Source organism: Bacillus sp. RC242 (assembly GCF_044908245.1).
In the GTDB taxonomy this organism is placed as follows: Bacteria; Bacillota; Bacilli; order Bacillales; family Bacillaceae_G; genus Bacillus_A; species Bacillus_A mycoides.
The window spans coordinates 51,932-74,602 of sequence record NZ_JBIYCZ010000001.1; the positions used below are offsets into that span (position 1 = coordinate 51,932).

Annotated in this window: 25 protein-coding genes; 1 reads left to right on the top strand and 24 read right to left on the bottom strand. The window is 37.7% G+C overall.

Features of this window, described 5'->3' with window-relative positions; all coding sequences use genetic code 11:
• Positions 1-39: 39 nt before the first annotated feature.
• The 21 genes from ABH957_RS00280 to ABH957_RS00380 form a co-directional block, all read right to left on the bottom strand.
• Positions 40-813, bottom strand: coding sequence for a ribonuclease HII (locus ABH957_RS00280; RefSeq protein ID WP_404491028.1), 774 nt, complete (start codon positions 811-813; stop codon positions 40-42).
• 55 nt (positions 814-868) lie between these two features.
• Positions 869-1,759, bottom strand: coding sequence for a ribosome biogenesis GTPase YlqF (gene ylqF / locus ABH957_RS00285; protein WP_002088188.1), 891 nt, complete (start codon positions 1,757-1,759; stop codon positions 869-871).
• Between the two features lie 20 nt (positions 1,760-1,779).
• Positions 1,780-2,331, bottom strand: coding sequence for a signal peptidase I (gene lepB, locus ABH957_RS00290; RefSeq protein ID WP_002088189.1), 552 nt, complete (start codon positions 2,329-2,331; stop codon positions 1,780-1,782).
• Positions 2,332-2,431: 100 nt separating this feature from the next.
• A complete protein-coding gene (rplS, locus tag ABH957_RS00295; protein WP_002014524.1) occupies positions 2,432-2,776 on the bottom strand; it encodes a 50S ribosomal protein L19 in 345 nt (114 codons plus the stop codon).
• Between the two features lie 146 nt (positions 2,777-2,922).
• Complete coding sequence (gene trmD, locus ABH957_RS00300) at positions 2,923-3,657, bottom strand: tRNA (guanosine(37)-N1)-methyltransferase TrmD (protein ID WP_002014522.1); 735 nt, start codon at positions 3,655-3,657, stop codon at positions 2,923-2,925.
• Positions 3,657-4,172, bottom strand: a complete 516-nt coding sequence (gene rimM / locus ABH957_RS00305; RefSeq protein ID WP_002014521.1) for a ribosome maturation factor RimM — start codon at positions 4,170-4,172, stop codon at positions 3,657-3,659. The genes trmD and rimM overlap by 1 nt, the downstream gene beginning before the upstream one ends.
• A 121-nt stretch (positions 4,173-4,293) precedes the next feature.
• Entirely contained in the window at positions 4,294-4,521 is a 228-nt protein-coding gene (locus tag ABH957_RS00310; RefSeq protein WP_002088196.1) for a KH domain-containing protein, read from the bottom strand.
• Positions 4,522-4,535: 14 nt separating this feature from the next.
• Entirely contained in the window at positions 4,536-4,808 is a 273-nt protein-coding gene (rpsP, locus tag ABH957_RS00315) for a 30S ribosomal protein S16 (RefSeq protein WP_000268750.1), read from the bottom strand.
• A 100-nt stretch (positions 4,809-4,908) separates the two neighbouring features.
• Entirely contained in the window at positions 4,909-6,258 is a 1,350-nt protein-coding gene (gene ffh / locus ABH957_RS00320) for a signal recognition particle protein (RefSeq protein WP_002014519.1), read from the bottom strand.
• A gap of 12 nt (positions 6,259-6,270) precedes the next feature.
• Positions 6,271-6,603, bottom strand: coding sequence for a putative DNA-binding protein (locus tag ABH957_RS00325; RefSeq protein ID WP_002033794.1), 333 nt, complete (start codon positions 6,601-6,603; stop codon positions 6,271-6,273).
• A gap of 132 nt (positions 6,604-6,735) precedes the next feature.
• Positions 6,736-7,725, bottom strand: coding sequence for a signal recognition particle-docking protein FtsY (ftsY, locus tag ABH957_RS00330; RefSeq protein ID WP_404457802.1), 990 nt, complete (start codon positions 7,723-7,725; stop codon positions 6,736-6,738).
• Positions 7,726-7,739: 14 nt separating this feature from the next.
• Positions 7,740-11,309 carry a chromosome segregation protein SMC gene (gene smc / locus ABH957_RS00335; RefSeq protein WP_404457799.1) on the bottom strand — a complete coding sequence of 1,190 codons (3,570 nt, stop codon included), beginning with the start codon at positions 11,307-11,309 and terminating at the stop codon, positions 7,740-7,742.
• 148 nt (positions 11,310-11,457) lie between these two features.
• Positions 11,458-12,195 carry a ribonuclease III gene (rncS, locus tag ABH957_RS00340; RefSeq protein ID WP_113936793.1) on the bottom strand — a complete coding sequence of 246 codons (738 nt, stop codon included), beginning with the start codon at positions 12,193-12,195 and terminating at the stop codon, positions 11,458-11,460.
• 58 nt (positions 12,196-12,253) lie between these two features.
• Entirely contained in the window at positions 12,254-12,487 is a 234-nt protein-coding gene (gene acpP / locus ABH957_RS00345) for an acyl carrier protein (protein WP_002014515.1), read from the bottom strand.
• 69 nt (positions 12,488-12,556) lie between these two features.
• On the bottom strand, positions 12,557-13,297 hold the full coding sequence (gene fabG, locus ABH957_RS00350; protein WP_002014514.1) for a 3-oxoacyl-[acyl-carrier-protein] reductase: 741 nt from the start codon (positions 13,295-13,297) through the stop codon (positions 12,557-12,559).
• Complete coding sequence (fabD, locus tag ABH957_RS00355) at positions 13,297-14,241, bottom strand: ACP S-malonyltransferase (RefSeq protein WP_404445060.1); 945 nt, start codon at positions 14,239-14,241, stop codon at positions 13,297-13,299. The genes fabG and fabD overlap by 1 nt, the downstream gene beginning before the upstream one ends.
• 14 nt (positions 14,242-14,255) lie before the next feature.
• The gene (gene plsX / locus ABH957_RS00360) at positions 14,256-15,248 is read right to left on the bottom strand and encodes a phosphate acyltransferase PlsX (RefSeq protein ID WP_002128828.1); all 993 of its coding nucleotides are present in this window, start codon (positions 15,246-15,248) and stop codon (positions 14,256-14,258) included.
• Entirely contained in the window at positions 15,245-15,838 is a 594-nt protein-coding gene (gene fapR, locus ABH957_RS00365) for a transcription factor FapR (RefSeq protein ID WP_000747354.1), read from the bottom strand. Before fapR ends, plsX begins: the two co-directional genes overlap by 4 nt.
• An 88-nt stretch (positions 15,839-15,926) precedes the next feature.
• Positions 15,927-17,975: an ATP-dependent DNA helicase RecG gene (gene recG / locus ABH957_RS00370; RefSeq protein WP_404491029.1), complete on the bottom strand. Its 2,049-nt coding sequence runs from the start codon at positions 17,973-17,975 to the stop codon at positions 15,927-15,929.
• Positions 17,976-18,399: 424 nt separating this feature from the next.
• On the bottom strand, positions 18,400-20,076 hold the full coding sequence (locus tag ABH957_RS00375; protein WP_113936790.1) for a DAK2 domain-containing protein: 1,677 nt from the start codon (positions 20,074-20,076) through the stop codon (positions 18,400-18,402).
• 22 nt (positions 20,077-20,098) lie between these two features.
• Positions 20,099-20,461: an Asp23/Gls24 family envelope stress response protein gene (locus tag ABH957_RS00380; protein WP_002014507.1), complete on the bottom strand. Its 363-nt coding sequence runs from the start codon at positions 20,459-20,461 to the stop codon at positions 20,099-20,101.
• A gap of 378 nt (positions 20,462-20,839) precedes the next feature.
• Between ABH957_RS00380 and rpmB the strand changes: the two genes are divergently transcribed.
• Complete coding sequence (rpmB, locus tag ABH957_RS00385; protein WP_000124776.1) at positions 20,840-21,028, top strand: 50S ribosomal protein L28; 189 nt, start codon at positions 20,840-20,842, stop codon at positions 21,026-21,028.
• 73 nt (positions 21,029-21,101) lie between these two features.
• Here rpmB and spoVM read toward each other — a convergent pair whose 3' ends face one another.
• The 3 genes from spoVM to rpe all read right to left on the bottom strand — a co-directional run bounded on the left by spoVM (position 21,102) and on the right by rpe (position 22,670).
• The gene (gene spoVM, locus ABH957_RS00390) at positions 21,102-21,182 is read right to left on the bottom strand and encodes a stage V sporulation protein SpoVM (protein WP_001213599.1); all 81 of its coding nucleotides are present in this window, start codon (positions 21,180-21,182) and stop codon (positions 21,102-21,104) included.
• 66 nt (positions 21,183-21,248) lie between these two features.
• On the bottom strand, positions 21,249-21,929 hold the full coding sequence (locus ABH957_RS00395) for a thiamine diphosphokinase (RefSeq protein ID WP_002088210.1): 681 nt from the start codon (positions 21,927-21,929) through the stop codon (positions 21,249-21,251).
• 96 nt (positions 21,930-22,025) lie between these two features.
• Entirely contained in the window at positions 22,026-22,670 is a 645-nt protein-coding gene (gene rpe, locus ABH957_RS00400) for a ribulose-phosphate 3-epimerase (RefSeq protein ID WP_002014505.1), read from the bottom strand.
• Between the last annotated feature and the right edge of the window lies 1 nt (position 22,671).

The following is a 22,671-nucleotide window of genomic DNA, read 5'->3' on the forward strand; positions in this document are numbered from 1 at the left end:
TTATATACCAAAATAAAAAATAAGCTGTGAATATACAGCTTATTTTTTAATCATATCTTTAATTGGCGCAAATGATTTTCGATGTTCCTCTAATACTCCATGTACTTCAATCGCTTCTAAATGCTGTTTCGTCCCATATCCCATATGTTGTTCAAATCCATATGCAGGATACTTTCCTCCTAACTCTTTCATCATACGATCTCTCGTCACTTTCGCAATAATAGATGCAGCTGAAATAGAGACACTTTTCGTATCACCTTTAATGATTGATGTTTGCGGAATTGATGTAGGAAGCTTCATCGCATCGATTAATAAATATTCTGGTGTACACGATAAATTAGCAACCGCATCTAACATCGCTTGCTTCGTCGCTTGATAAATATTTATTTCATCAATAACTTGTGGTGATATAATTCCAACTCCAATCGCAATTGCATGCTCTTTAATTTCATCATAAAAACGCTCACGTTTCGCTTCACTTAATTTTTTCGAGTCATTTAATCCTGGAATATAAAAATCTTCCGGAAGGACGACAGCCGCCGTCACAACCGGTCCTGCTAACGGCCCACGACCCACTTCATCAATACCAGCAATGTATGTGAGCCCTTTTTCACGTAACTCATTTTCGTACTTTGACATTTCTAGAAATTTTTCTCTTTCTTTTTGCGCTAACTCTTTTTGTTTATACCACTTCAAAATTAGTTTTTGAACACCTTTTCGCTCATCTTTCACTAACATTTGAAAACGCTCGTCTTCTTCATTCATAATTTCTTGCAGCAAACATTCAGCTTCTTGAATAGTCATTTTTTGCATCTATTTACACTCCTTTTAAACGTAACCAAAAAGAAAAGACGTACAAACGCACGTCTTATACTTCTTCTACTTTTTCCACATCTTCTACCTGCTCTGCAAACTCTTCTGGTGTTTCAAACGTCATTTTTCCAAATCTTCCACCACGAAGCTCACGAAGTATAAGCTCAGATGTTTTATCATAATCAATCATTCCGCCGCCCATTAAGCAACCTCTGTTTTTTCCAATCGCATCAAATAACTCCACAATTTCTTCTGGAATGTCATTTAAATTATATCGCTCTTTTAAACGTTCTGGATAATGTTTTTCCATAAAACGTAACGCATAAATAGCTACATCCTGTAAATTTAATATAGAATCTTTAATTGCACCAGTCGTCGCTAAACGAAGACCAACTAATTCATCTTCAAATTTAGGCCACAAAATACCTGGTGTATCTAATAATTCCATTTCTTTCCCAACTTTAATCCACTGCTGGGCCGTTGTCACACCAGGACGATCTCCTGTTTTTGCTATATTTTTCTTCGCTAATTTATTAATCAGTGTAGATTTACCAACGTTTGGAATACCTACAATTAAAGCACGAATTGCTCTTGGTCTAATACCTTTAGCAACCATTTTATCGAATTTTTCTTTGACAAGAACTTTACAAGCTGCTGCAATTTCTTTCATACCTTGTCCAGCTTGCGCATTAATTGAAATTGCCTTTTGACCTCTTTCATCAAAATATGCAATCCACTGCTTTGTAAGACGATCATCCGCCATATCCGCTTTATTTAAAACAACAAGCCTTGGTTTATGTGTAATAATTTCATCAATCATTGGATTACGAGAAGATAAAGGTAATCGAGCATCTACAAGCTCAATTACAACATCAATTAACTTTAATTTTTCTGTTACTTGGCGTCTAGCCTTTGCCATATGTCCTGGGAACCATTGAATTACCATGTTGCCACCTTCTTTTTCTTTTATTTCACAATACGTGCATCTTTTAACGGCCAATATAGCATATTTGCTTTACCTATCATTTGGTCCATTGAAATTGTACCAATCGAACGGCTATCTTTACTAAAACGACGATTATCGCCTAAAACAAATAATTGACCTTCTGGAACAGTTTTCTTTCCTGTCATTTCTTCAAGAGTAAAATCATATGTAAGCGGTCCGTCAGCAAGTTGTTTTTTCTGCTTATCTAAATACGGCTCCTCATAAGGTTTCCCGTTAACATATAGTTTATCATTACGGTATTCGATTTCGTCGCCTGGCAGGCCAATAATACGCTTAATATAATCTTTTTCTTCCGTCGCTCGGAATACAATAATATCAAAGCGTTTCGGATCACCTATGTGATAGCCAATTTTATTAACAATCATTCGATCACGGTCATGTAAAGTCGGCGACATCGATACACCGTCTACGAGAATTGGGGCAAAGAAAAACTGTCTAATTACGCCCGCTAATACAACAGCAATCAAAATTGCTTTGATCCATTCCCAAAGTGAGCTCTTCTCTTTCTTCATGCTTTCCCCTCCACTGTTATGTAAGCTGCTCGTATTATACCAAAATTTCATATAGATTGGAAAAAGGGAGCTTGTGTATTTACAAGCTCCCATACATGTCTTATCGAATTTCTTTAATACGTGCTTTTTTACCGCGAAGGTTACGTAAGTAGTATAACTTAGCACGACGTACTTTACCACGGCGAAGTACTTCGATGTTCGCGATTCTTGGCGTGTGAACTGGGAATGTACGCTCAACACCTACACCGTAAGAAATCTTACGAACTGTGAATGTTTCACTGATTCCGCCACCACGACGTTTAATTACAACACCTTCGAAAAGCTGAATTCTTTCACGAGTTCCCTCAACTACTTTTACGTGTACACGTAAAGTGTCTCCAGGACGGAATGAAGGAAGGTCAGTTTTCAATTGGCCTTTTGTGATTTCTGTGATTAATTGTTGCATATTAAATTCTCTCCTTTAAACAGATGCTCTTATAAAGTCTTATTAAATTACAGCGGAACATCGTTAATACGGCTACTGATTTCAGTAGCACAAATGTTATAATAGCATATTGCTAGGACTGTTGCAATAGAAAATATATCAAGCCCTTATCGGTCTTCTTTAATCTGTTCCAGCCATTTCTCTTCTTGCTTAGATAATTCTCGTTCTTCCAGTAAATCCGGTCTACGTGTGTACGTACGACGTAGTGACTCTTTATGGCGCCATTCATCAATGTTTTTATGATTTCCTGACATTAGTACATCCGGTACCTTCATACCACGAAAATCAGCAGGACGTGTATAATGTGGGTGTTCTAACAAACCTGTGCTAAAAGAGTCTTCCACTTGTGACGTTTGATTCCCAAGCACTCCTGGCAAAAGACGTACAACACTGTCAGTGACTACCATAGAAGCCAATTCTCCACCCGTTAATACGTAATCCCCAATAGAAATCTCATCTGTTACAAGATGCTCACGAATTCGTTCATCGTATCCTTCATAATGGCCACATACAAAAATAACATGCTCTTCTCCAGCAAGCTCTTCTGCCTTCTTCTGCGTGAAACGCTCTCCTTGTGGACACATTAAGACGATTCTCGGCTTACGGTCTGTTTCCTTCGTTAACTCTTCTACTGCGTCAAAGATAGGCTGTGGGGTTAATACCATACCAGCGCCCCCACCATACGGATAATCATCTACACTATTATGCTTACTAGTTGTATACTCACGAAAATTGACAACACGAAGCTCTACCGCTTCTTTTTCTTGTGCTTTCTTTAAAATTGAAGACCCAAATACACCCGTAAACATATCTGGAAACAATGTTAAAATGTCAATTTTCATTATAGTAGCCCTTCCATTACATGAATGGTTACTAATTTATTTTCAATGTTAACTTGAAGTACAACGTCATCAATATAAGGAATTAACAAATCTTGACCCTTTGGACGTTTAATCACCCAAACGTCATTCGCACCAGGAGATAGAATCTCTTTGATTGTCCCTAACGCTTCTCCTTCTTCCGTTACAACGTTGCAACCAATAATTTCATGGTAGTAGTATTCGCCTTCAGCTAGTTCGCCTAACTGCTCTTCTGGTACTTTTATTAAAGAACCTTTTAACTTCTCTACTTCATCTACATTGTTGTATCCTTCAAGTGTTAATAAATCAAATGTCTTATGTTGACGATGAGAAGTTACCTTCACTGTAAGATAGTCTGTACCTTTCTCATCCCATATGTATAGCGTGTTCCCTACTTTATATCGCTCTTCTGGAAAATCAGTACGAGAAATAACACGAATTTCTCCTTTTACGCCATGAGTATTTACAATTTTCCCTACATTAAACCACTTTGTCATAAATAGTATGTCACCCCTGGTTTCTATATAAATTAAGCATTTCCATTTTATATATGGAACATGCAATTTCTCTTTAAATGTTAAAAAAGGGAGAGGAAATAACTCCTCGCCCTTTTTACGTTTATTGAATTTCCAGTGTGACGTTCTCATCATTATGATGTCCCACTGAATACAAGAGCATTCTAATCGCTTTCGCAACTTTCCCTTGCTTTCCAATGACTTTTCCAACATCCTCAGGATGTACAGTTAATCGATACTTTATTTCTCCGTTGCAAAGTTCCTGTGTAACTTTTACATCTCCAGGATGATCCACAAGAGGTTTAACAATTGTCTCGACTAACATTTTCATTGTCATTGCCTCAATTACTTACCTTGTTTAGATAAGTGGAATTTCTCCATGATACCTTGGTTAGAGAAAAGGTTACGAACTGTATCAGATGGTTTAGCACCATTTCCTAACCATTTTAATGCTGCTTCTTCGTTGATCTTAACTTCCGCTGGTTGAGCAACCGGATTGTAAGTACCGATTTCCTCAATGAAACGTCCGTCACGAGGAGAACGAGAATCTGCAACAACTACACGATAGAAAGGAGTTTTTTTAGCTCCCATACGTTTTAAACGAATTTTAACTGCCATTTATAAAGCACCTCCGAATTTATTTCACACAGATAATTATATTAGCAAAAAGACTATTGCTTTGTAAAGTATTTTTTCTTAACAGAGCCATCTTTTTTCCTTACATGAATGGAAACTTCAATCCACCTAGTCCTTTTTTCTTACCTTTTTGCATTCCCGTCATCGTCTTCATCATTTTTTTCATATCATCAAATTGCTTGATTAGACGATTGATTTCTTGTACCGTTGTACCGCTACCTTTGGCAATGCGCTTTTTACGACTAGCATTGATTATTTCCGGTTGTTCTCGTTCTACTTTAGTCATAGAACGAATAATTGCCTCAATATGCCCAATTTGTTTTTCATCAACTTGTGCATTTTTCAGCCCTTTAATTTTATTTGCACCAGGAAGCATTCCTAACAATTCGTCAAGTGGTCCAAGTTGACGCACTTGTCCAAGTTGTTCTAGGAAATCGTCAAGCGTAAACGAAAGCGTACGCATTTTTTGCTCAAGTTCTTTTGCTTTCTCTTCATCAACTGTAGCTTGCGCTTTTTCAATTAATGTTAAGACGTCGCCCATCCCTAAAATACGGGATGCCATACGTTCTGGATGGAACGCTTCAATTGCATCTAGTTTTTCACCCATACCAGCAAATTTAATTGGTGTATTTGTTACAGCCTTAATAGATAATGCCGCACCACCGCGCGTATCACCATCTAATTTCGTTAGTACAACACCTGTTAATCCTAACTGTTCATGGAAACTTTGTGCTACATTTACCGCGTCTTGTCCTGTCATCGCATCGACAACAAGGAAAATTTCATCCGGCTTCGCAACTTCTTTGACTTTCGCTAATTCACCCATTAGTTCTTCATCAATATGCAGGCGACCCGCTGTATCGATTAAAACGTAATCGTGATGATCTTCTTTTGCTTTCGCAATCGCTTGTTTCGCAATTTCAACCGGACTTACTTGATCTCCTAAAGAGAAAACAGGCATGTCCAATTGCTTCCCTAATGTTTCAAGCTGTTTAATCGCTGCTGGACGGTAAATATCCGCTGCAACAAGCATCGGTTTACGATTATGCTTTTTACGAAGCAAATTTGCAAGCTTACCTGTCGTCGTTGTTTTACCCGCACCTTGCAGACCAACCATCATTATAACAGTAGGTGGCTTATTAGCAACAGCAATTTTGCTTTGCTCTCCGCCCATAAGTTCTGTAAGTTCTTCCTGTACGATTTTAATTACTTGTTGTCCAGGTGTCAAACTTTTCATTACATCTTGTCCGACAGCACGCTCAGACACACGCTTTATAAAATCTTTTACTACTTTAAAGTTAACATCCGCTTCTAAAAGAGCTAGACGAACTTCTCTCATCATTTCTTTTACATCGGCTTCAGAAACTTTTCCTTTGCCGCGGATTTTTTGCATTGTCTGTTGAAGTCGGTCGGCTAATCCTTCAAATGCCATATTGCCGCCCTCCTAATCTAATTTTTCGATAGCTTCAACAACTTGTTTCATTTCTTCATTCACATGCTCTTCTTCGCTGAGTAGCTGTTTTAGCTTTGCAACAAGTCGCTGTCGCTCTTGAAACTTTTGAAGTAATACTAATTTATCTTCATATTCTTCAAGCATCGCTTCAGTCCGTTTAATGTTATCATACACGGCTTGGCGACTTACATCAAATTCTTCCGCAATTTCACCAAGAGATAAATCATCTAGATAATAAAGCGACATATAACTTCTTTGTTTTTGCGTTAACAACGATTGATAAAAATCAAATAAATAGTTCATTCTCGTTGTTTTCTCGAGCATGTTGGATCATCCTTTGTTAAGTGATTTCCCTTTACATGACTTAGTTTACATGGAGTATAAAAGAGTGTCAAGTTTTTTTCTTAACATCACATATTTTTATAAAAAAAGAAGCGGAAATACCACTTCTTTCACTTACACTTCTTCTGTTTCTACTACGTTCGCAAACAAACCATAAACATATTGTTCTGGATCAAACTGTTGCAGATCATCCATTTGCTCTCCTAGCCCAACAAATTTCACCGGAACATCCATTTCGTTACGAATCGCTAAGACGATACCACCTTTAGCAGTTCCATCTAACTTCGTTAAAACAATACCAGTAACATTCGTTGCTTCACGGAATGTTTTCGCTTGGCTTAAACCATTTTGCCCTGTTGTTGCATCAATAACAAGTAATACTTCATGAGGAGCCCCTGGTACTTCACGCTCAATTACACGCTTCACTTTCTCTAACTCATTCATTAAGTTTACTTTATTTTGTAAGCGTCCCGCTGTATCACATAGCAATACATCCACTTTACGGGCCTTTGCCGCTTGTACAGCATCATACATAACAGCCGCTGGATCAGATCCTGATCCTTGCTTAATTACTTCTACACCAACACGATCGCCCCATACTTCTAATTGCTCAATCGCCCCAGCACGGAATGTATCTCCTGCCGCCAATAGGACAGACTTACCTTCTGATTTAAATTTATGTGCAAGCTTACCAATCGTCGTCGTTTTCCCCACACCATTCACACCAACAAATAAAACTACTGTTAATCGATCCTCTTGTATATTAACTTCATTACTAAAATCGCTGTCACCTTTGTAAATGCCCACTAGCTTTTCAGAAATAACAGCCTGTACTTCTTTCGGATCTTGAATGTTACGACGTTGCACTTCTTCTTTCAACTGATCAATTAATTCCATCACTGTCGAAACTCCGACATCCGCACTAATTAAAATTTCTTCTAATTCTTCAAAGAAATCTTCGTCTATTTTGCGGTAACGGTACACTAAGTCATTTACTTTATCAGCAAATGAATTTCTCGTTTTTTCTAATCCTTGTTTAAACTTCTCTGTTACCGTATCCGTTTGTTTTGAAATTTTTTCTTTTAATTTTTTTAAAAAGCTCATACTTCCCATCCTTCCTATCTACTTGCAACAAGTTCTTCGCCATCATCTAAACGAACAGAAACAAGCTTCGACACCCCTGATTCTTGCATTGTTACACCGTACAATACATCAGACTCTTCCATTGTACCTTTTCGGTGTGTAATTACAATAAACTGCGTTTCATCACTAAATTTCTTTAAATACTGCGCAAAACGAGCAACGTTTGCCTCATCAAGAGCTGCTTCCACTTCATCTAGAACACAGAATGGAACTGGGCGTACTTTTAAAATACCAAATAAGAGCGCAATTGCAGTTAAAGCACGCTCTCCCCCTGAAAGTAAACCTAAATTTTGTAGTTTCTTCCCTGGTGGTTGCGCTACAATATCAATACCCGTATTTAGTAAATCTTCTGGGTTTGTCATTACTAAATCCGCTCTTCCACCTCCGAATAATTCAGAGAATACAGATTGAAACTCTGTTCGAATCCCTTCGAACGTAGTAGAAAAGCGTTTTTTCATCTCTTCATCCATTTCCGTAATAAGTTGATGCAATGTCGATTTCGCTTCTTCTAGGTCATCTCTTTGCTCTAATAAGAATGTATGGCGCTCTGCTACACGTTCATACTCATCAATTGCCCCTAAATTTACTGCGCCTAACTCTTCAATGGATAGTTTAATTAGTTTCACCTTTTTACGTGCATCTTCTGCAGGCATCATCATTGTATACTTAAGTTTTGCTGCTTCAAATGAAATAGTATATGTTTCACGTAAATGTTGCAATCTATTTTCCAGCTCTACATCAAGTCGGTTAATTTTCACTTCTTGATCTTTCAGCATCTCAAGAATATATTTATGTTTACCTATTGTTTCTTTCACACCGCGCTCTAAATGCTCGACTCTTTCTTGCAATGATACGCGTTGTTCACGACGAGAACGAATTAACTCCGAAGTTTGATTACGATCATACGCTTTCTTCTCAATCATATTCGTAATTTGTTCTTCGCCACTTGAATTAGATGTCATCTCTTGCTTTAAGAACGCTAAATCTTCTTTCGTTTTTACAAGCGTCGCATCAGTCTCTTCTTTTTCCTTCGTCAATCGTTCGACTTTTTCTTTTTGATTAGACAATCGTTGTTGTTGTTCAGCAGCTTGTACTTTTAGCTCCGTCATTTCCTTCTGAACTTTTTCTTTTGAAGAATATTGTTCACTTTTTTGTTTCGTTAAAACGACGATTTTACTATCTAATTCCCCAATCTCAGCTTGAAGAGTCGCTAAAATCTTTTCTAACTCTTCTTTGCGCCCTTGCATTTTTACTTGATCTTGTAAAAATCCTTCAATCTCTAAATCGTAAATCGATAAACGATCATTAATACGATGTTCATCTAATTCTAAACGATTAATTTCTTCTCTTAGCTTCTGTTCATCTACACGTTCGGTCTCTACACCTTGGCGTAGCTCTCGTATTTGTACTTCTTTTTCTTGAATCTCTTGCTTTACTGCTTTAACAAAGTTTTCTAGCTTTGTTGTTTTTTCTTCCATGTCAGTTAGTTTTTTAGTCCACTCTTCAAGTTCACGTTGACGTCCCAATAAAGAGGATTTCGCCTGTTTTACAGCTCCACCCGTCATAGAACCACCCGGGTTCACTACGTCACCTTCGAGTGTTACAATACGATAGCGGTATTGCAGTTGTTTCGCTAACTCATTTGCTCCGCGTAAATCTTTCGCAACAACAACGGTACCTAATAAACTTGAAACTACATTCTCATATTTATTATTGTACTGCACAAGTTCTGCCGCTACACCGACAAACGATGGATGCTGATTCACAATGCGTAATTGATCAAATGATAGCGATCGGCTTTTAATAACAGCTTGAGGTAAAAACGTTGCACGGCCATGTTTATTTTGCTTTAAAAATGCAATTGCATTACGAGCATGCTCTTCTGTTTGTACTACGATATGTTGCATCGCTGCCCCAAGGGCGATTTCCATTGCGATTTCATATTCTTTCGGCACAGTCAGAAGTTCTGCAACAGCTCCCTCAATACCTTGTAGTCTATTTTCTCTAGCCTTTAATACTTCACGTACCCCTTGATAGAAGCCAGAGTAGTCCTCTTGCATCTCTTCTAACATTTCTTTCCGAGAGCGCGCCTGTTGCACAAATTGATACGCTTGATACAGTTTCGTTTCATTTTCACTATACTGTGACTTACATTTCCCAAGTGCCGTTTCTGTCTTCTGTATGTTAGAAATAATGTCAGCTATTTTCTCCCTCGCTTGCTCATAACTGTCTACAAGTTTCGCCTTTTTCGCTGTAATTTCCACACGCATCTGTACATACTTTTCATTTTCTTCATCAAGTCGTTCGTTTTTAGAGTTTTGCTGTTTTGATTGTTCTTCAATCATAGATAATTCATTACGAAGACTTGCTTGTTGATTTAAAAGTTCAATATAGTCACCTTTTAAATTCTCAATTTGTTCCTCTAAATTCTCAGCAAAAGTCGCAAGTAATTGCTCGTTATCATGCAATTTCTTCTCCAATTCTTTTACTTGATTCACAAATTGCATTAAAGCTTCTGTACTTGTTTCAATTTCGCCATCATAACTTGTAGTTTTCTCTGTTAACTCAACAATTAGCTTTTCAAGCTGCGCACAATGTGTCGTTGCATTTTGCTTTCTTTCCTTTAACAGCTCGCGTTGCCCTTCTAGTTTTTCTAGTTCTTTACTAGACAGAAGTAGAACTTCTTGTAAGGAATTTACAGATTCATCAACGGCTTGTAATTGCCCGCGTAATTCCTCAAGCTCTTCTTCACTTTTTTGTAAGTTCGCCGACATTTTAGCTTCTTCATCTTTATTATGCCCAAATTGATTTCGAAGCGCTTCCCACTTTTCATGTAATTCTTCAATTTCATGTACAATAAGCGCAGCTTCTACTTTCTCTAATTCTTCTTTTTTCTCAAGATAATCTTTCGCAATAGAAGCTTGTCTTTCTAGTGGTTCTACTTGACTACTTAATTCGTGAATAATATCTTGTACACGATTTAAGTTTTCTTGTGTTTCCGCCAATTTCCCTTCAGCTTTCTTTTTACGAAGTTTGTATTTCAGCACACCCGCAGCTTCTTCAAATACACCTCGACGTTCTTCTGATTTACTACTCAAAATCTCTTCGACTTTCCCCTGGCTAATAATCGAAAAAGCTTCCCTTCCCATACCAGAGTCCATAAATAAATCAATAATATCTTTTAATCTACAAGACTGTTTATTAATATAAAAATCACTATCACCCGAACGAGATACACGACGCGTTACACACACCTCGTTATACTCAATCGGTAAGCGTTGGTCTTCATTATTTAAAGTTAATGTAACTTCAGCAACATTAACCGCTCTTCTCGTATCACTGCCGGCAAAAATAATATCCTCCATCTTTGCACCGCGTAATGACTTTGCAGATTGTTCACCAAGTACCCAGCGAATTGCATCAGTAATATTACTTTTCCCGCTCCCGTTAGGTCCTACTACAGAAGTTACACCTGGAACAAAATCGACAGATACACGCTCAGCAAAAGACTTAAATCCTGCTATTTCTAATCTTTTTAAAAACACGAAAGGCCTTCCTCCTATTCTCCGTTGTTGTAAACGTTGTCTGTACGAAAACAACCTACTATACGGATTTCCCACTCCTTTTATTTATAAATAAAAGGAAAGTTTCATTCTATGCATAAGGAATCCCCCTCATTCAAAGGGGGATTCCTCATGATTGTTCTTTTAATTTTTTCAATGCTTCTGCAGCAGCTTGTTGCTCTGCCTCTTTTTTTGACTTACCACTACCAAGACCTAATGCCTCATTATTTAAAGTTACACGGGACACAAATTCTCGGTTGTGGGCCGGTCCTTTTTCTTGCAAAATTTGATACTCAATATTGCCACTACCATCACGCTGAATCAATTCTTGCAATTGACTCTTATAATCCATCACATGAGAAAAAGCACCTTCATTAATTTTTGGATATACAACTTCTTTTAAGTATCCCCAAACTGTTTCTAGCCCTTGATCAAGATAAAGGGCACCAATAAACGCTTCAAAGACATCCGCTAATAAAGCTGGTCGTTCACGTCCACCCGTCATTTCCTCACCTTTCCCTAATAAAACAAGGCTACCAAATGACATTTCGTTTGCAAAACGAACAAGAGATGGCTCACATACAATAGCTGCACGTAGTTTTGTTAACTCTCCTTCGCTCATTGTCGGATATTTTTGAAACAGATACTGTGATACAGTGAGTTCCAATACAGCATCGCCAAGAAACTCCAGACGCTCATTGTCCTCATGCGGTTTTTTTCGATGCTCATTCACATACGATGAATGCGTAAATGCTTGAATCAATAATTTTTCATCTGTAAACGTAATACCTATCTTTTCTTGAAATACTTTAAAAGCTTCACGATATTTTGCTTCGTATTTTTTTTCTTTATGTTTTCGGTACGGCATAGGTCCCTCCAGATATAAGCCGAGAAGCCCCGTTAAAAAACGGGACTTCACTTAAGCATTATAGATGACTCTCTATGTAAGTCACAGCATCGCCAACAGTAGCAATCTTTTCAGCATCTTCATCAGAAATTTCCATTTCAAATTCATCTTCTAATTGCATTACAAGTTCTACTACATCTAGGGAGTCTGCGCCTAAATCTTCTTTGAAGCTTGCAGCTGGTACTACTTCAGTTTCTTCTACTCCTAAACGATCAACGACAATTTTGGTTACACGCTCTAAAACATCTGCCATTCTATTCACCTCCCCTCAAATATTATATAAAATATTGTCCAAAAAAACTAGGTGAAATCGATTCTTTTATTACATTACCATACCGCCATCAACATTTAACGTTTGACCTGTAACATATTTACTTTGATCAGAAGCAAAAAACGTTACAGTATTTGCGATATCTTGTGCTTCTCCAAACTGAGCTGCAGGAATTAATTTTAACATTTCGGCCTTTATATTTTCATCTAATACATCCGTCATATCAGTCGCAATAAACCCTGGAGCAATTGCATTTACAGTAATATTTCGGCTCGCTAATTCTTTTGCTGATGTTTTTGTTAATCCAATTACACCAGCTTTAGCAGCAACATAATTTGCTTGTCCTGGGTTTCCTGTTACACCAACAACAGAAGCGATATTAATAATACGTCCATGACGTTGACGCATCATATAGCGCGATACTGCTTTCGTACATAAGAAAACACCTTTTAAGTTTGTATTAATAACTGTATCCCATTCTTCTTCTTTCATACGCATTAATAAATTATCTTTTGTTACACCAGCGTTATTTACAAGAATATCAACTTGTCCAAACGTATCTACAGTTTGTTTCACCATTGCAGTAACATCATCAGCATTTGCAACATCTGCTCTTACTGCAATGGCATCTGAACCTAATTTCTTTATTTCATCAACTACTTCATTCGCCTTTTGCTCATTACCAGCATAATTTACTACAACATTTGCCCCTTGTTTCGCTAAATCAATAGCAATCGCACGACCAATCCCACGTGAAGCACCAGTTACTAATGCTACTTTCCCTTTTAACATCAGCTTTCTCCTCTCAAATTTGAAATGGTATCTTTTAATGTCTCTTCATCATATACCGCATATGCTTTCACTGAAGAATCAATCGACTTCATAAGACCAGCAAGTACTTTTCCAGGTCCGATTTCAATAAATGTATCTACCCCTTGATTCACCATATACTCAATAGATGGGTACCATAATACAGGCGAATAGAGCTGTTCAATTAGCTTTTCTTGAATATCTGTACCACGCGTAATAACATCTGCCGTAACATTTGCAATAACAGGAATATTCGTGTCTTGAATTGTAATTTCATTTAAAACACTTTGGAATTTCTCAGCAGCTGGTTTCATAAGCGAGGAATGAAACGGTCCACTTACTTTGAGCGGAATTGCTCTTTTAGCACCATTTTCTTTCGCTCTTTGAGAAGCAAGTTCTACTCCTTGCTTTGTTCCAGAAATAACAATTTGCTTCGTACTATTCATATTAGCAATTTGTACTGCGTATCCTTCACTTGTTACTTCTTCTGTAACTCGTTTCAGCATATCCGGATCCGCACCTAAAATAGCTGCCATTGCACCTTCCCCGCCTGGAACAGCTTCTTCCATATATTCCCCGCGTTTCCTTACAGCATATACAGCGTCTTCGAATGTTAATGCACCAGCAGCTACAAGAGCGCTATATTCACCTAAACTATGTCCTGCGACAAAATCAGGTGTAATATCATACTCCTTCAAAGCTGTTAAAATTGCAAAGCTCGTTGTTAATAGTGCCGGCTGCGCATTTGTCGTTAATGTTAAATTTTCTTGCGGTCCTTCAAAAATCACTTCTGAAAGAGAATCATGCAAAACCTCATCCGCTTTTGCAAACACTTTCGCAACCTCTTTATTATTCTCCGCTAACTGTCTACCCATTCCAACTGCCTGTGAACCTTGGCCCGGAAAAAGAAATGCTATTTTTCCCATTTCAAATCCTCCTCTTATTGAAGCGGCTCCTTCTCCATTACACTTGAAATTGTAGGAATTACTTCTTTCGCTACCATTTCTCTCGTTTGACGGATCGCACTAAATATCGATTGGTCATTAGAAGAACCGTGAGCCTTAATGACAGGAGCTTTCAATCCAAACAACGCCGCTCCTCCATACTCCGAATAATCCATTTTATCTTTCAATACCATAAGTTTTGGTTTTAATACCGCTGCTGCTAATTTGCTCGTAAACGAACTCATTAATTGTTCTTTTAACATAGAAAATAACGCAAGTGCTGTTCCTTCTAATGATTTTAGCGCTACATTACCCGTAAAACCATCACATACAACAACGTCTGCTACACCTTGCAATAAATCTCTTGATTCAACGTTTCCAACGAAATTAATTGGTGCATCCTTGAGCATAGCAAAGACTTGTTTTGAAAGCTCGTTTCCTTTACCATCCTCTGTTCCAACGTTTAAAAGTCCAACGCGTGGATTTTTAATTCCTCTTACCTTCTCTGCGTAAACAGAGCCCATTACTGCATATTGATATAAATGAATTGGTTTTGCATCAACGTTGGCTCCAACATCTAACATAACAAAACCTTCTCCATCAACAGTTGGCATTGTAGGCGATAAAGCTGGTCGTTCAATTCCTTCCATACGGCCAACAACAAACAATCCAGCTGCCATCAAAGCTCCTGTACTACCTGCTGATATACAAGCATCCGCTACGCCGTCTTTTACTTGCTGCGCCGCTAGTACCATTGAAGCTTGTTTTTTTCGACGAACCGCTCTTACTGGTTCGTCTGTCGATTCGATTTTTTCGTCCGTATGAAGTATAGTAATTCGCTCTTCACTCGTTAAATATTGACGAATCCCCTCTTCTTTCCCTACTAACGTAATATGTAAATCTGAGTATTCCTTAATAGCTTTCATTGCTCCTAATACTACAGCCTTTGGTGCATGATCGCCGCCCATTGCATCTATTGCGATTTTCATAAGTTGTTACCTTCCTCACTATAATTACTAGATCGATACATTTCAAAAGTGCCTGTAAAGACAAGTTCTTCTCCAACAAAGCTACGCACTTTGACAACCGTCCGTCCTTTATCATTCTCTACATCTTCAACACGTACTTTTGCAACAACACGCTCTCCTAATTTTACAGGACGAATATATCGAATGGTGGACTTTGCAGTTAAAGCTAATTCTTCATCAATAACCGCAACAGCTAGTGAGTTTGCTTGTGCAAACAAATGATGCCCACGAGCAATTTGATTTCTTTTAAATACATGTTCCACCTTTACTTCAAAGATAGAAATCGCATGTCTATCTAATTCTATATCAATAATTTCTCCGACAACCTCTTCTAACGGTAAAGATTTCACATCTTCTTCATGTTGTTTTGTAGCCACATGCTTAATTCGTTCTCTTAATTCAGGAATAGATAATTCCATACGATCAAGACGAACAGTTTGTATGCTCACTTGAAATTTTTCCGCTAAATCTTCATCCGTTATAAAAGGATTCGTTTCTATTGTTTGTTGTAATAATTCTTGTCTTTCTTTTTTACTTCTTCTTTTTTTCATACCGCACCATCCATTTTTATGACTAGGTACTAAAAGTAGTATATAATCATTAAAAGTAGAATGCAACAAAAACTTTTGCAGACTACTTTTAATCGAGCTTCTCTCCCTGGAACACACCTGTCCCATCAAGATAAGTACGCAGCGAAGCATACTGATCATTATGCCAAAACGCTTCTGAATCAACTAGTATCGCTGCATCTTGTCTTGCTGTTTCTAACGCCCGATAATCATGTACCATATCAGCAACCTTAAATTCTGGTAGACCACTTTGCTTACTTCCAAAGAAATCCCCAGGACCTCGTAACTCTAAATCTTTTTCTGACAATACAAATCCATCATTTGTTTCAGTCATAATGCGCATTCTTTCTTTTCCCGTTTCTGATTTCGGGTCCGCAATTAATAAACAATATGATTGTTCACTACCACGCCCAACACGCCCCCTCAGCTGATGGAGCTGCGATAAACCGAAACGTTCCGCGTCATAAATAACCATAACAGTCGCATTTGGTACATTCACGCCTACTTCAACAACTGTTGTCGACACAAGAATTTGCACTTTATTTTCACTAAACTGTCCCATTATCTCTTCTTTTTCTTGAGATGATAGTCTCCCATGCATTAATCCAACTTGGCATTTCCCTTGATAACGATGAGTCAGCATACTATGTAAGTCGATAGCATTTTGTACATCAAGCTTCTCAGACTCTTCAATAAGAGGGCAAATAACATATGCCTGTCTTCCTTTTTTTATCTCTTTCTCCACAAAGCCGAGGACACGATCTAACATATCATGTTTTGCCCAGTACGTTTCGATTACCTTTCTACCAGCTGGCATTTCGTCAATAATAGAAACGTCCATCTCTCCAAATGCAGTGATAGCTAACGTACGCGGGATTGGGGTCGCCGTCATAAACAATACATCTGGACTTTCACCTTTCTCACGTAAAACCCGGCGCTGCCCCACACCAAATCGATGCTGTTCATCGGTAATAACGAGACCTAACCTATGAAATATAACTTCGTCTTGAATTAAAGCGTGCGTTCCAACAAGGATGTCTACTTCTCCCTGTTCTAATCTCGACAAAATTTCTCGACGTCTCGCACCTTTAACAGAACTTGTTAGCAATTCAACCTTCATACCGAAATGTGAAAACGTCTCCGCGAGCGACTGATAATGTTGCTCGGCTAAAATTTCTGTAGGAACCATCAAAGCACCTTGATAATGAGCCAATTTCGCCGCATAAAGAGCAATCGCAGCCACAACTGTTTTCCCAGAACCTACATCCCCTTGCAATAATCGATTCATTCGGTACGGAGATATCATATCTTTCATTATTTCATCTACAACCCGGCGTTGTGCGCCAGTTAATGGAAACGGAAGCGCATCAGTAAAATCTTGCAATTCTACTAATGAAATTTCCTTTTTCGTCCCTTTCGAGTTTTCCCTTTCCATTTTCCGTAATGTTTGCATTTTCAACTGAAACAAGAAAAACTCCTCATATACAAAACGGCGACGCGCTTGCTTTAAGTCTTCCTGTCCCACTGGAAAATGTAACCCTCTGAGCGCTTCATAGCGTGATAATAATTTATATCGATTTAACAAACCATCTGGTAACACTTCGACTATAGAATCTCCATACTCCTTAAATGCTTGTGCAACAAACCGGCGCATCTGTTTTACTGTCAGTTTTCCTTTCACTGAATATACAGGTTCTACTTCTTGTTGTCGTACAACCGGTCCGAAATTCAGTTCTGATACAGCAATTGTTTGGCGATGCTGATCCCATTTACCAGTAATCGTTACCGTTTCATCTAAATTTAACTTTTGTTTATAGTATGGTCTATTAAAACATACAGCTGTAATTAAATAACGACCGACGAGAACACGAACTGTAAGACGTGACTTCTTCTTCCCATAATATTGCAGTAAAGGAGCACTATGAACTTTCCCCTCAACCGTTACACGCTCGTCATGCTTTACTTCAGCAAGATCTTTCATCGCATAGTCTTCATAGCGGTACGGAAAATGTTCTAATAGATGAGAAACTGTATAAATTCCCATCTCGTGTAACAACTCAGATGTTTCTCCTCCGATTCCCTTTACATCCGTAACAGGAACTTGTACAACTTCATTCAAGATTCTCACGCTCCGTCACATTATTTTCTTTGATTCATTCTATTGATTATCCATTAATATCATTGACATCTGTAATCGCTCTCTTTCACCTTATATATTCTATCATAGGCATTCTAAGAGAAACTACTCTAATCCCTCTATATAAAGTGAAACTATAATCATTGGGGGGTTACGGGCAGTTATTCTCCCACTTAACTTCTTTGCTCCAGCCGAATATAGGAGGTGGAAGTTTTACCACCCACAAATAGCGGGATAAAACAAAGTTGTACAATACGTAAGAAAAGAGCCTCACTATTAGCAGCAAGGCTCTTTTCTATCATCAATATGCTAGCCTTTTGAATAAAAACTAGTAATAAACTTCATATCACTATTTCTTATCCATTAGCAAGTAAGTAACCCATTTATTTTCAAATCGAATCTTTTCTTATTCTACAGAGAAGATGAAAGAATACACCGGTTGGTTCCCTGCATGTACTTCTACTTCTGCATCTTCAAAGTTCTCTTCTACAAACGCAACTAATTTAGCCACTTCTTCATCTGTTGCATCTTCACCTTGTAGAATCGTTACGATTTCAGAATCCTCATCAATTAGCGCTTCTAGTAATTGCTTTGCAGCTCCTACTTTCTCAGCATTTGTAGATACAATTTTTCCATCTGCAATACACATGAAATCATCTTTTTGAATCGCTACACCGTCAATTTCCGTATCACGAACAGCATACGTAATCTGACCTGTTTTCACATGAGCTAAAGCTTCTTTCATGTTTTCTTCATTCTCTTCTAGCGTTCCAACTGGATTAAATGCTAACATTGCAGCCATACCTTGAGGAACTGTTTTTGAACGAATAACAATAACTTCTTGTTCTACAACTGACGCTGCTTGTTCTGCTGCCATCACGATATTCCCGTTATTTGGTAAGATGATGATTTTTTCAGCATTCGCCTCTTCAATCGCCTTCACAATATCCTCCGTACTCGGATTCATCGTTTGGCCACCTTCGATAACTTTCGTTGCACCAATGCTCTCAAATAGAGTTTTAATACCCGATCCCATAGCTACAGTTACAATACCATACGGTTGTTTCTCTATTGGCTGATTCGTTTGTTCAGGTACCATGGTAGGTTCATCTAATAAAGCAGTATGCTGTTCACGCATATTTTCTACTTTGATCTTAATTAGACTACCGTAACGTTGTCCATAGTTCATAGGATCTCCAGGATGTTCCGCATGAATATGAACCTTTACAACCTCATCATCCGATACAACAAGTAGTGAATCTCCGTACACACTAATATCTTCACGGAATTTTTGTTCAGAGAAATTATGTTCCTTCATTTTTTCAGGCTCTAATTTCACCATGAATTCCGTACAATATCCATACTTAATATCTTCTGTACTCAATTGGCTTTGTACACTACGGTGATGTTCTGCACGTACCATGTCATTCATAGATGATTGGGCAGGCATATTAGAAGAAATCGTTTCTCCTTTTAAGTCAGCTAAAAACCCTTCATATACAACAACAAGACCTTTACCACCGCTATCTACAACGCCAACTTGTTTTAATACAGGTAATAAATCTGGCGTACGATTTAACGATGCGTTCGCTTCTTTTACAACGTCTTCCATAAACAAAACAAAGTCGCGCTGTTTTTTCGCAACTGTCACTGCATATTTACCCGTTTCTCTTGCAACCGTTAAAATCGTTCCTTCAATTGGTTTCATAACCGCTTTGTAAGCTGCCTCTACTCCAGCTTCTAAAGCTGCAGCAAAATCAACTGTCGTTAATTCTTCTTTTTGTTCAATGGATTTAGAGAAACCACGGAATAACTGAGATAAAATAACCCCAGAGTTACCACGAGCTCCCATTAATAATCCTTTGGCTAAACTTACACCAACTTTACCAGCATGCTGTGAAGGATTTGCTTTCACTTCACGCGCGCCTGAAGTCATTGATAAGTTCATGTTTGTACCGGTATCGCCATCTGGAACTGGGAATACGTTTAATGCATCAACAAGCTGAACATTATTTGTTAAATTATTGGCTCCTTGAATGATCATTTGTGATAAACGTTTTCCATCAATTTTTTGAATTGACACAGATTTTCCTCCTTAATGCACATTACAAGTTTATTACTTTAACTCCTTGTACGTAGATGTTTACAGAATCTACTGCTAGTCCTACAGTTTGATCTAATGTATATTTCACTTTAGTCTGCACGTTATGTGCTACTTCTGAAATTTTCGTACCATAGCTCACAATAATATACATATCAATATGTACTTCATCTTCATTTTTACGAACAATAACGCCTCTAGTGAAGTTTTCTTTTCGTAAAATTTCTGTTAATCCATCTTTTAACTGATTTTTTGATGCCATACCTACGATACCGTAGCAATCTACTGCGGCACCTCCAGCAATTGTTGCAATTACATCTGTACTAATATCAATTTGACCGTACTTCGTTTTAATTTCAATTGACATCTCGTTTCCCCCTTCATAAATGGTGAAAGTGAGCTAGACTACTTTAGTTACTATCATATAATCTTTTTAAAGAAAATTCCATCGTTCTTTCTTTTTCACTCTCATATTTTATGTTTTAAATTACATTTTTTTATGATGAGCAAAATAGTCCATTGTTATTATACAACATGTACCACTATAATATGTCAAGCAATTTTTCTTGATTTCACCTTTTCTTCATTGACATATAGTGTCAAGTATTTTTTCTTGATTTCTTTTTCCTACGGTGTTGCATTCTCTTTTTAGTTGTGTTAAATTATAGTAGTGTTTTTAGCATCGCATAAAAGGCTAACATTGAAAAATTACGTATGTTACGGTAGTTAAGGGAGGGAAATATAAATGGCTCGTGTTTGTGCTATCACTGGAAGAAAAGCTCGTTCTGGTAACTCTCGTTCTCACGCAATGAACGCTACAAAACGTAAATGGGGCGCTAACCTTCAAAAAGTTCGCGTACGCATCGACGGAAAAGTTCAACGTGTTTACGTTTCTGCTAGAGCATTAAAATCTGGCAAAATCGAACGTGTTTAATAATAAAAAAAAGAGCCGCTAGGCTCTTTTTTTATTATACCATTGGAAAAAGCACCGGTAATAGGTGCTTTTTTTAGTCTTTTTTGAAGGTATTTAACATCGCACGAACAATTCCACCAAGAAATTTAGGTAACTTAATTGTATAAAATCTCATGGTTTCCCTCCTAATCCCCATTACTCCACTTGTTCACTATATGATGCAAGGAGCAAAATTGTTTCTTCAATCAGTGCTTCTTATCATCATTAATATGCCAGAAGTAAATGAAAAATTACCTTTTTCCTCAATGAGTTCATTACTAATACAAAGTGTCGATCCCCACTCTATTGTTTTATTAGTAAGAGGGTACTTAAAACCGTGAAGTGTAATACCTTCTACCCTTTCAGTAACTGGTACAAATGATACGTATGGAAAATGTTCGTTTCCTTCAATTATATACATACCAAACTTTTTCACCATTATTTCATTTTTATTGTCCACAATACACATTTCTATGTTTACTTCTAATCCCTTTAAAAGCATCTGAATATTTGCTAAACCATGATCAAGTCTTCCACCAGTAGCACCAAAAATACGAATTAACTTTGGTTTCTGTTCTAAAGCCCAGCTAATTGCAATTTCTAAATCTGTTTGATCTTTTTCTCGCGGGACAATATGTAATTCATTTGTTTGCTGCCTCATCCATGCTAATTCCTCATCAGTAACTGAATCATAATCTCCAAACGCAACAGCCGGAGTGATCCCTCTTTTCAACAAACGGTACACTCCTCTATCAACGGCCGCCCAAACTACTTCTTCATTTTCATACCGAGAAAAATCTGCGCAGTATTCTGCAGGTCCTCCCGCTAAAATATGAATAATCATTTTTCCTTCCCCTTCTATTGTAAAAAGGCAATCTGCCATTCGGTAGATTGCCTTTCTCCTTATTTGTCACTCTAACATGTATAAATAGTGAAGTCTTAATGAACTAGAAGCTTCACTAGGATAAAGGTTCGTTCTTTATCCGCGAATTACACGAATTGCTTCACCGCGGTCTTTTTGATTGTATACTGCTGATCCCGCTACAAGAACATTCGCTCCTGCTTCAATACAAAGTCTTGCCGTTTCAGCGTTGACACCACCATCAACCTCAATTTCCACTTCTAGATTTCGCTCTTTAACCATTTCTGCAACTTGTTTGATTTTCGGTAATACAGAATGAATAAACTTCTGTCCGCCAAATCCAGGGTTTACTGTCATAAGTAATACCATGTCTATATCTTCTAATACATGCTCAATCGTTGAAACTGGAGTATGCGGATTTAATACAACCCCTGCTTTAATGTCATGAGATTTAATTAACTGAATTGTACGATGTAAATGAGGACACGCTTCTACGTGAACAGTAATAATATCCGCTCCCGCTTTTGCGAAAGTTGGGATATAGTTATCAGGATTTTCAATCATTAAATGTACATCTAACGGTAATGATGTAATCGGACGGATTGCTTCTACAATTAATGGTCCAATCGTAATATTTGGTACGAAATGCCCATCCATTACATCGACGTGAATGTAGTCAGCTCCGCCTTTTTCTACATCTTTAATCTCTTCCCCTAATCTTGAAAAATCTGCTGATAAAATCGATGGTGCAATTTTAATCATG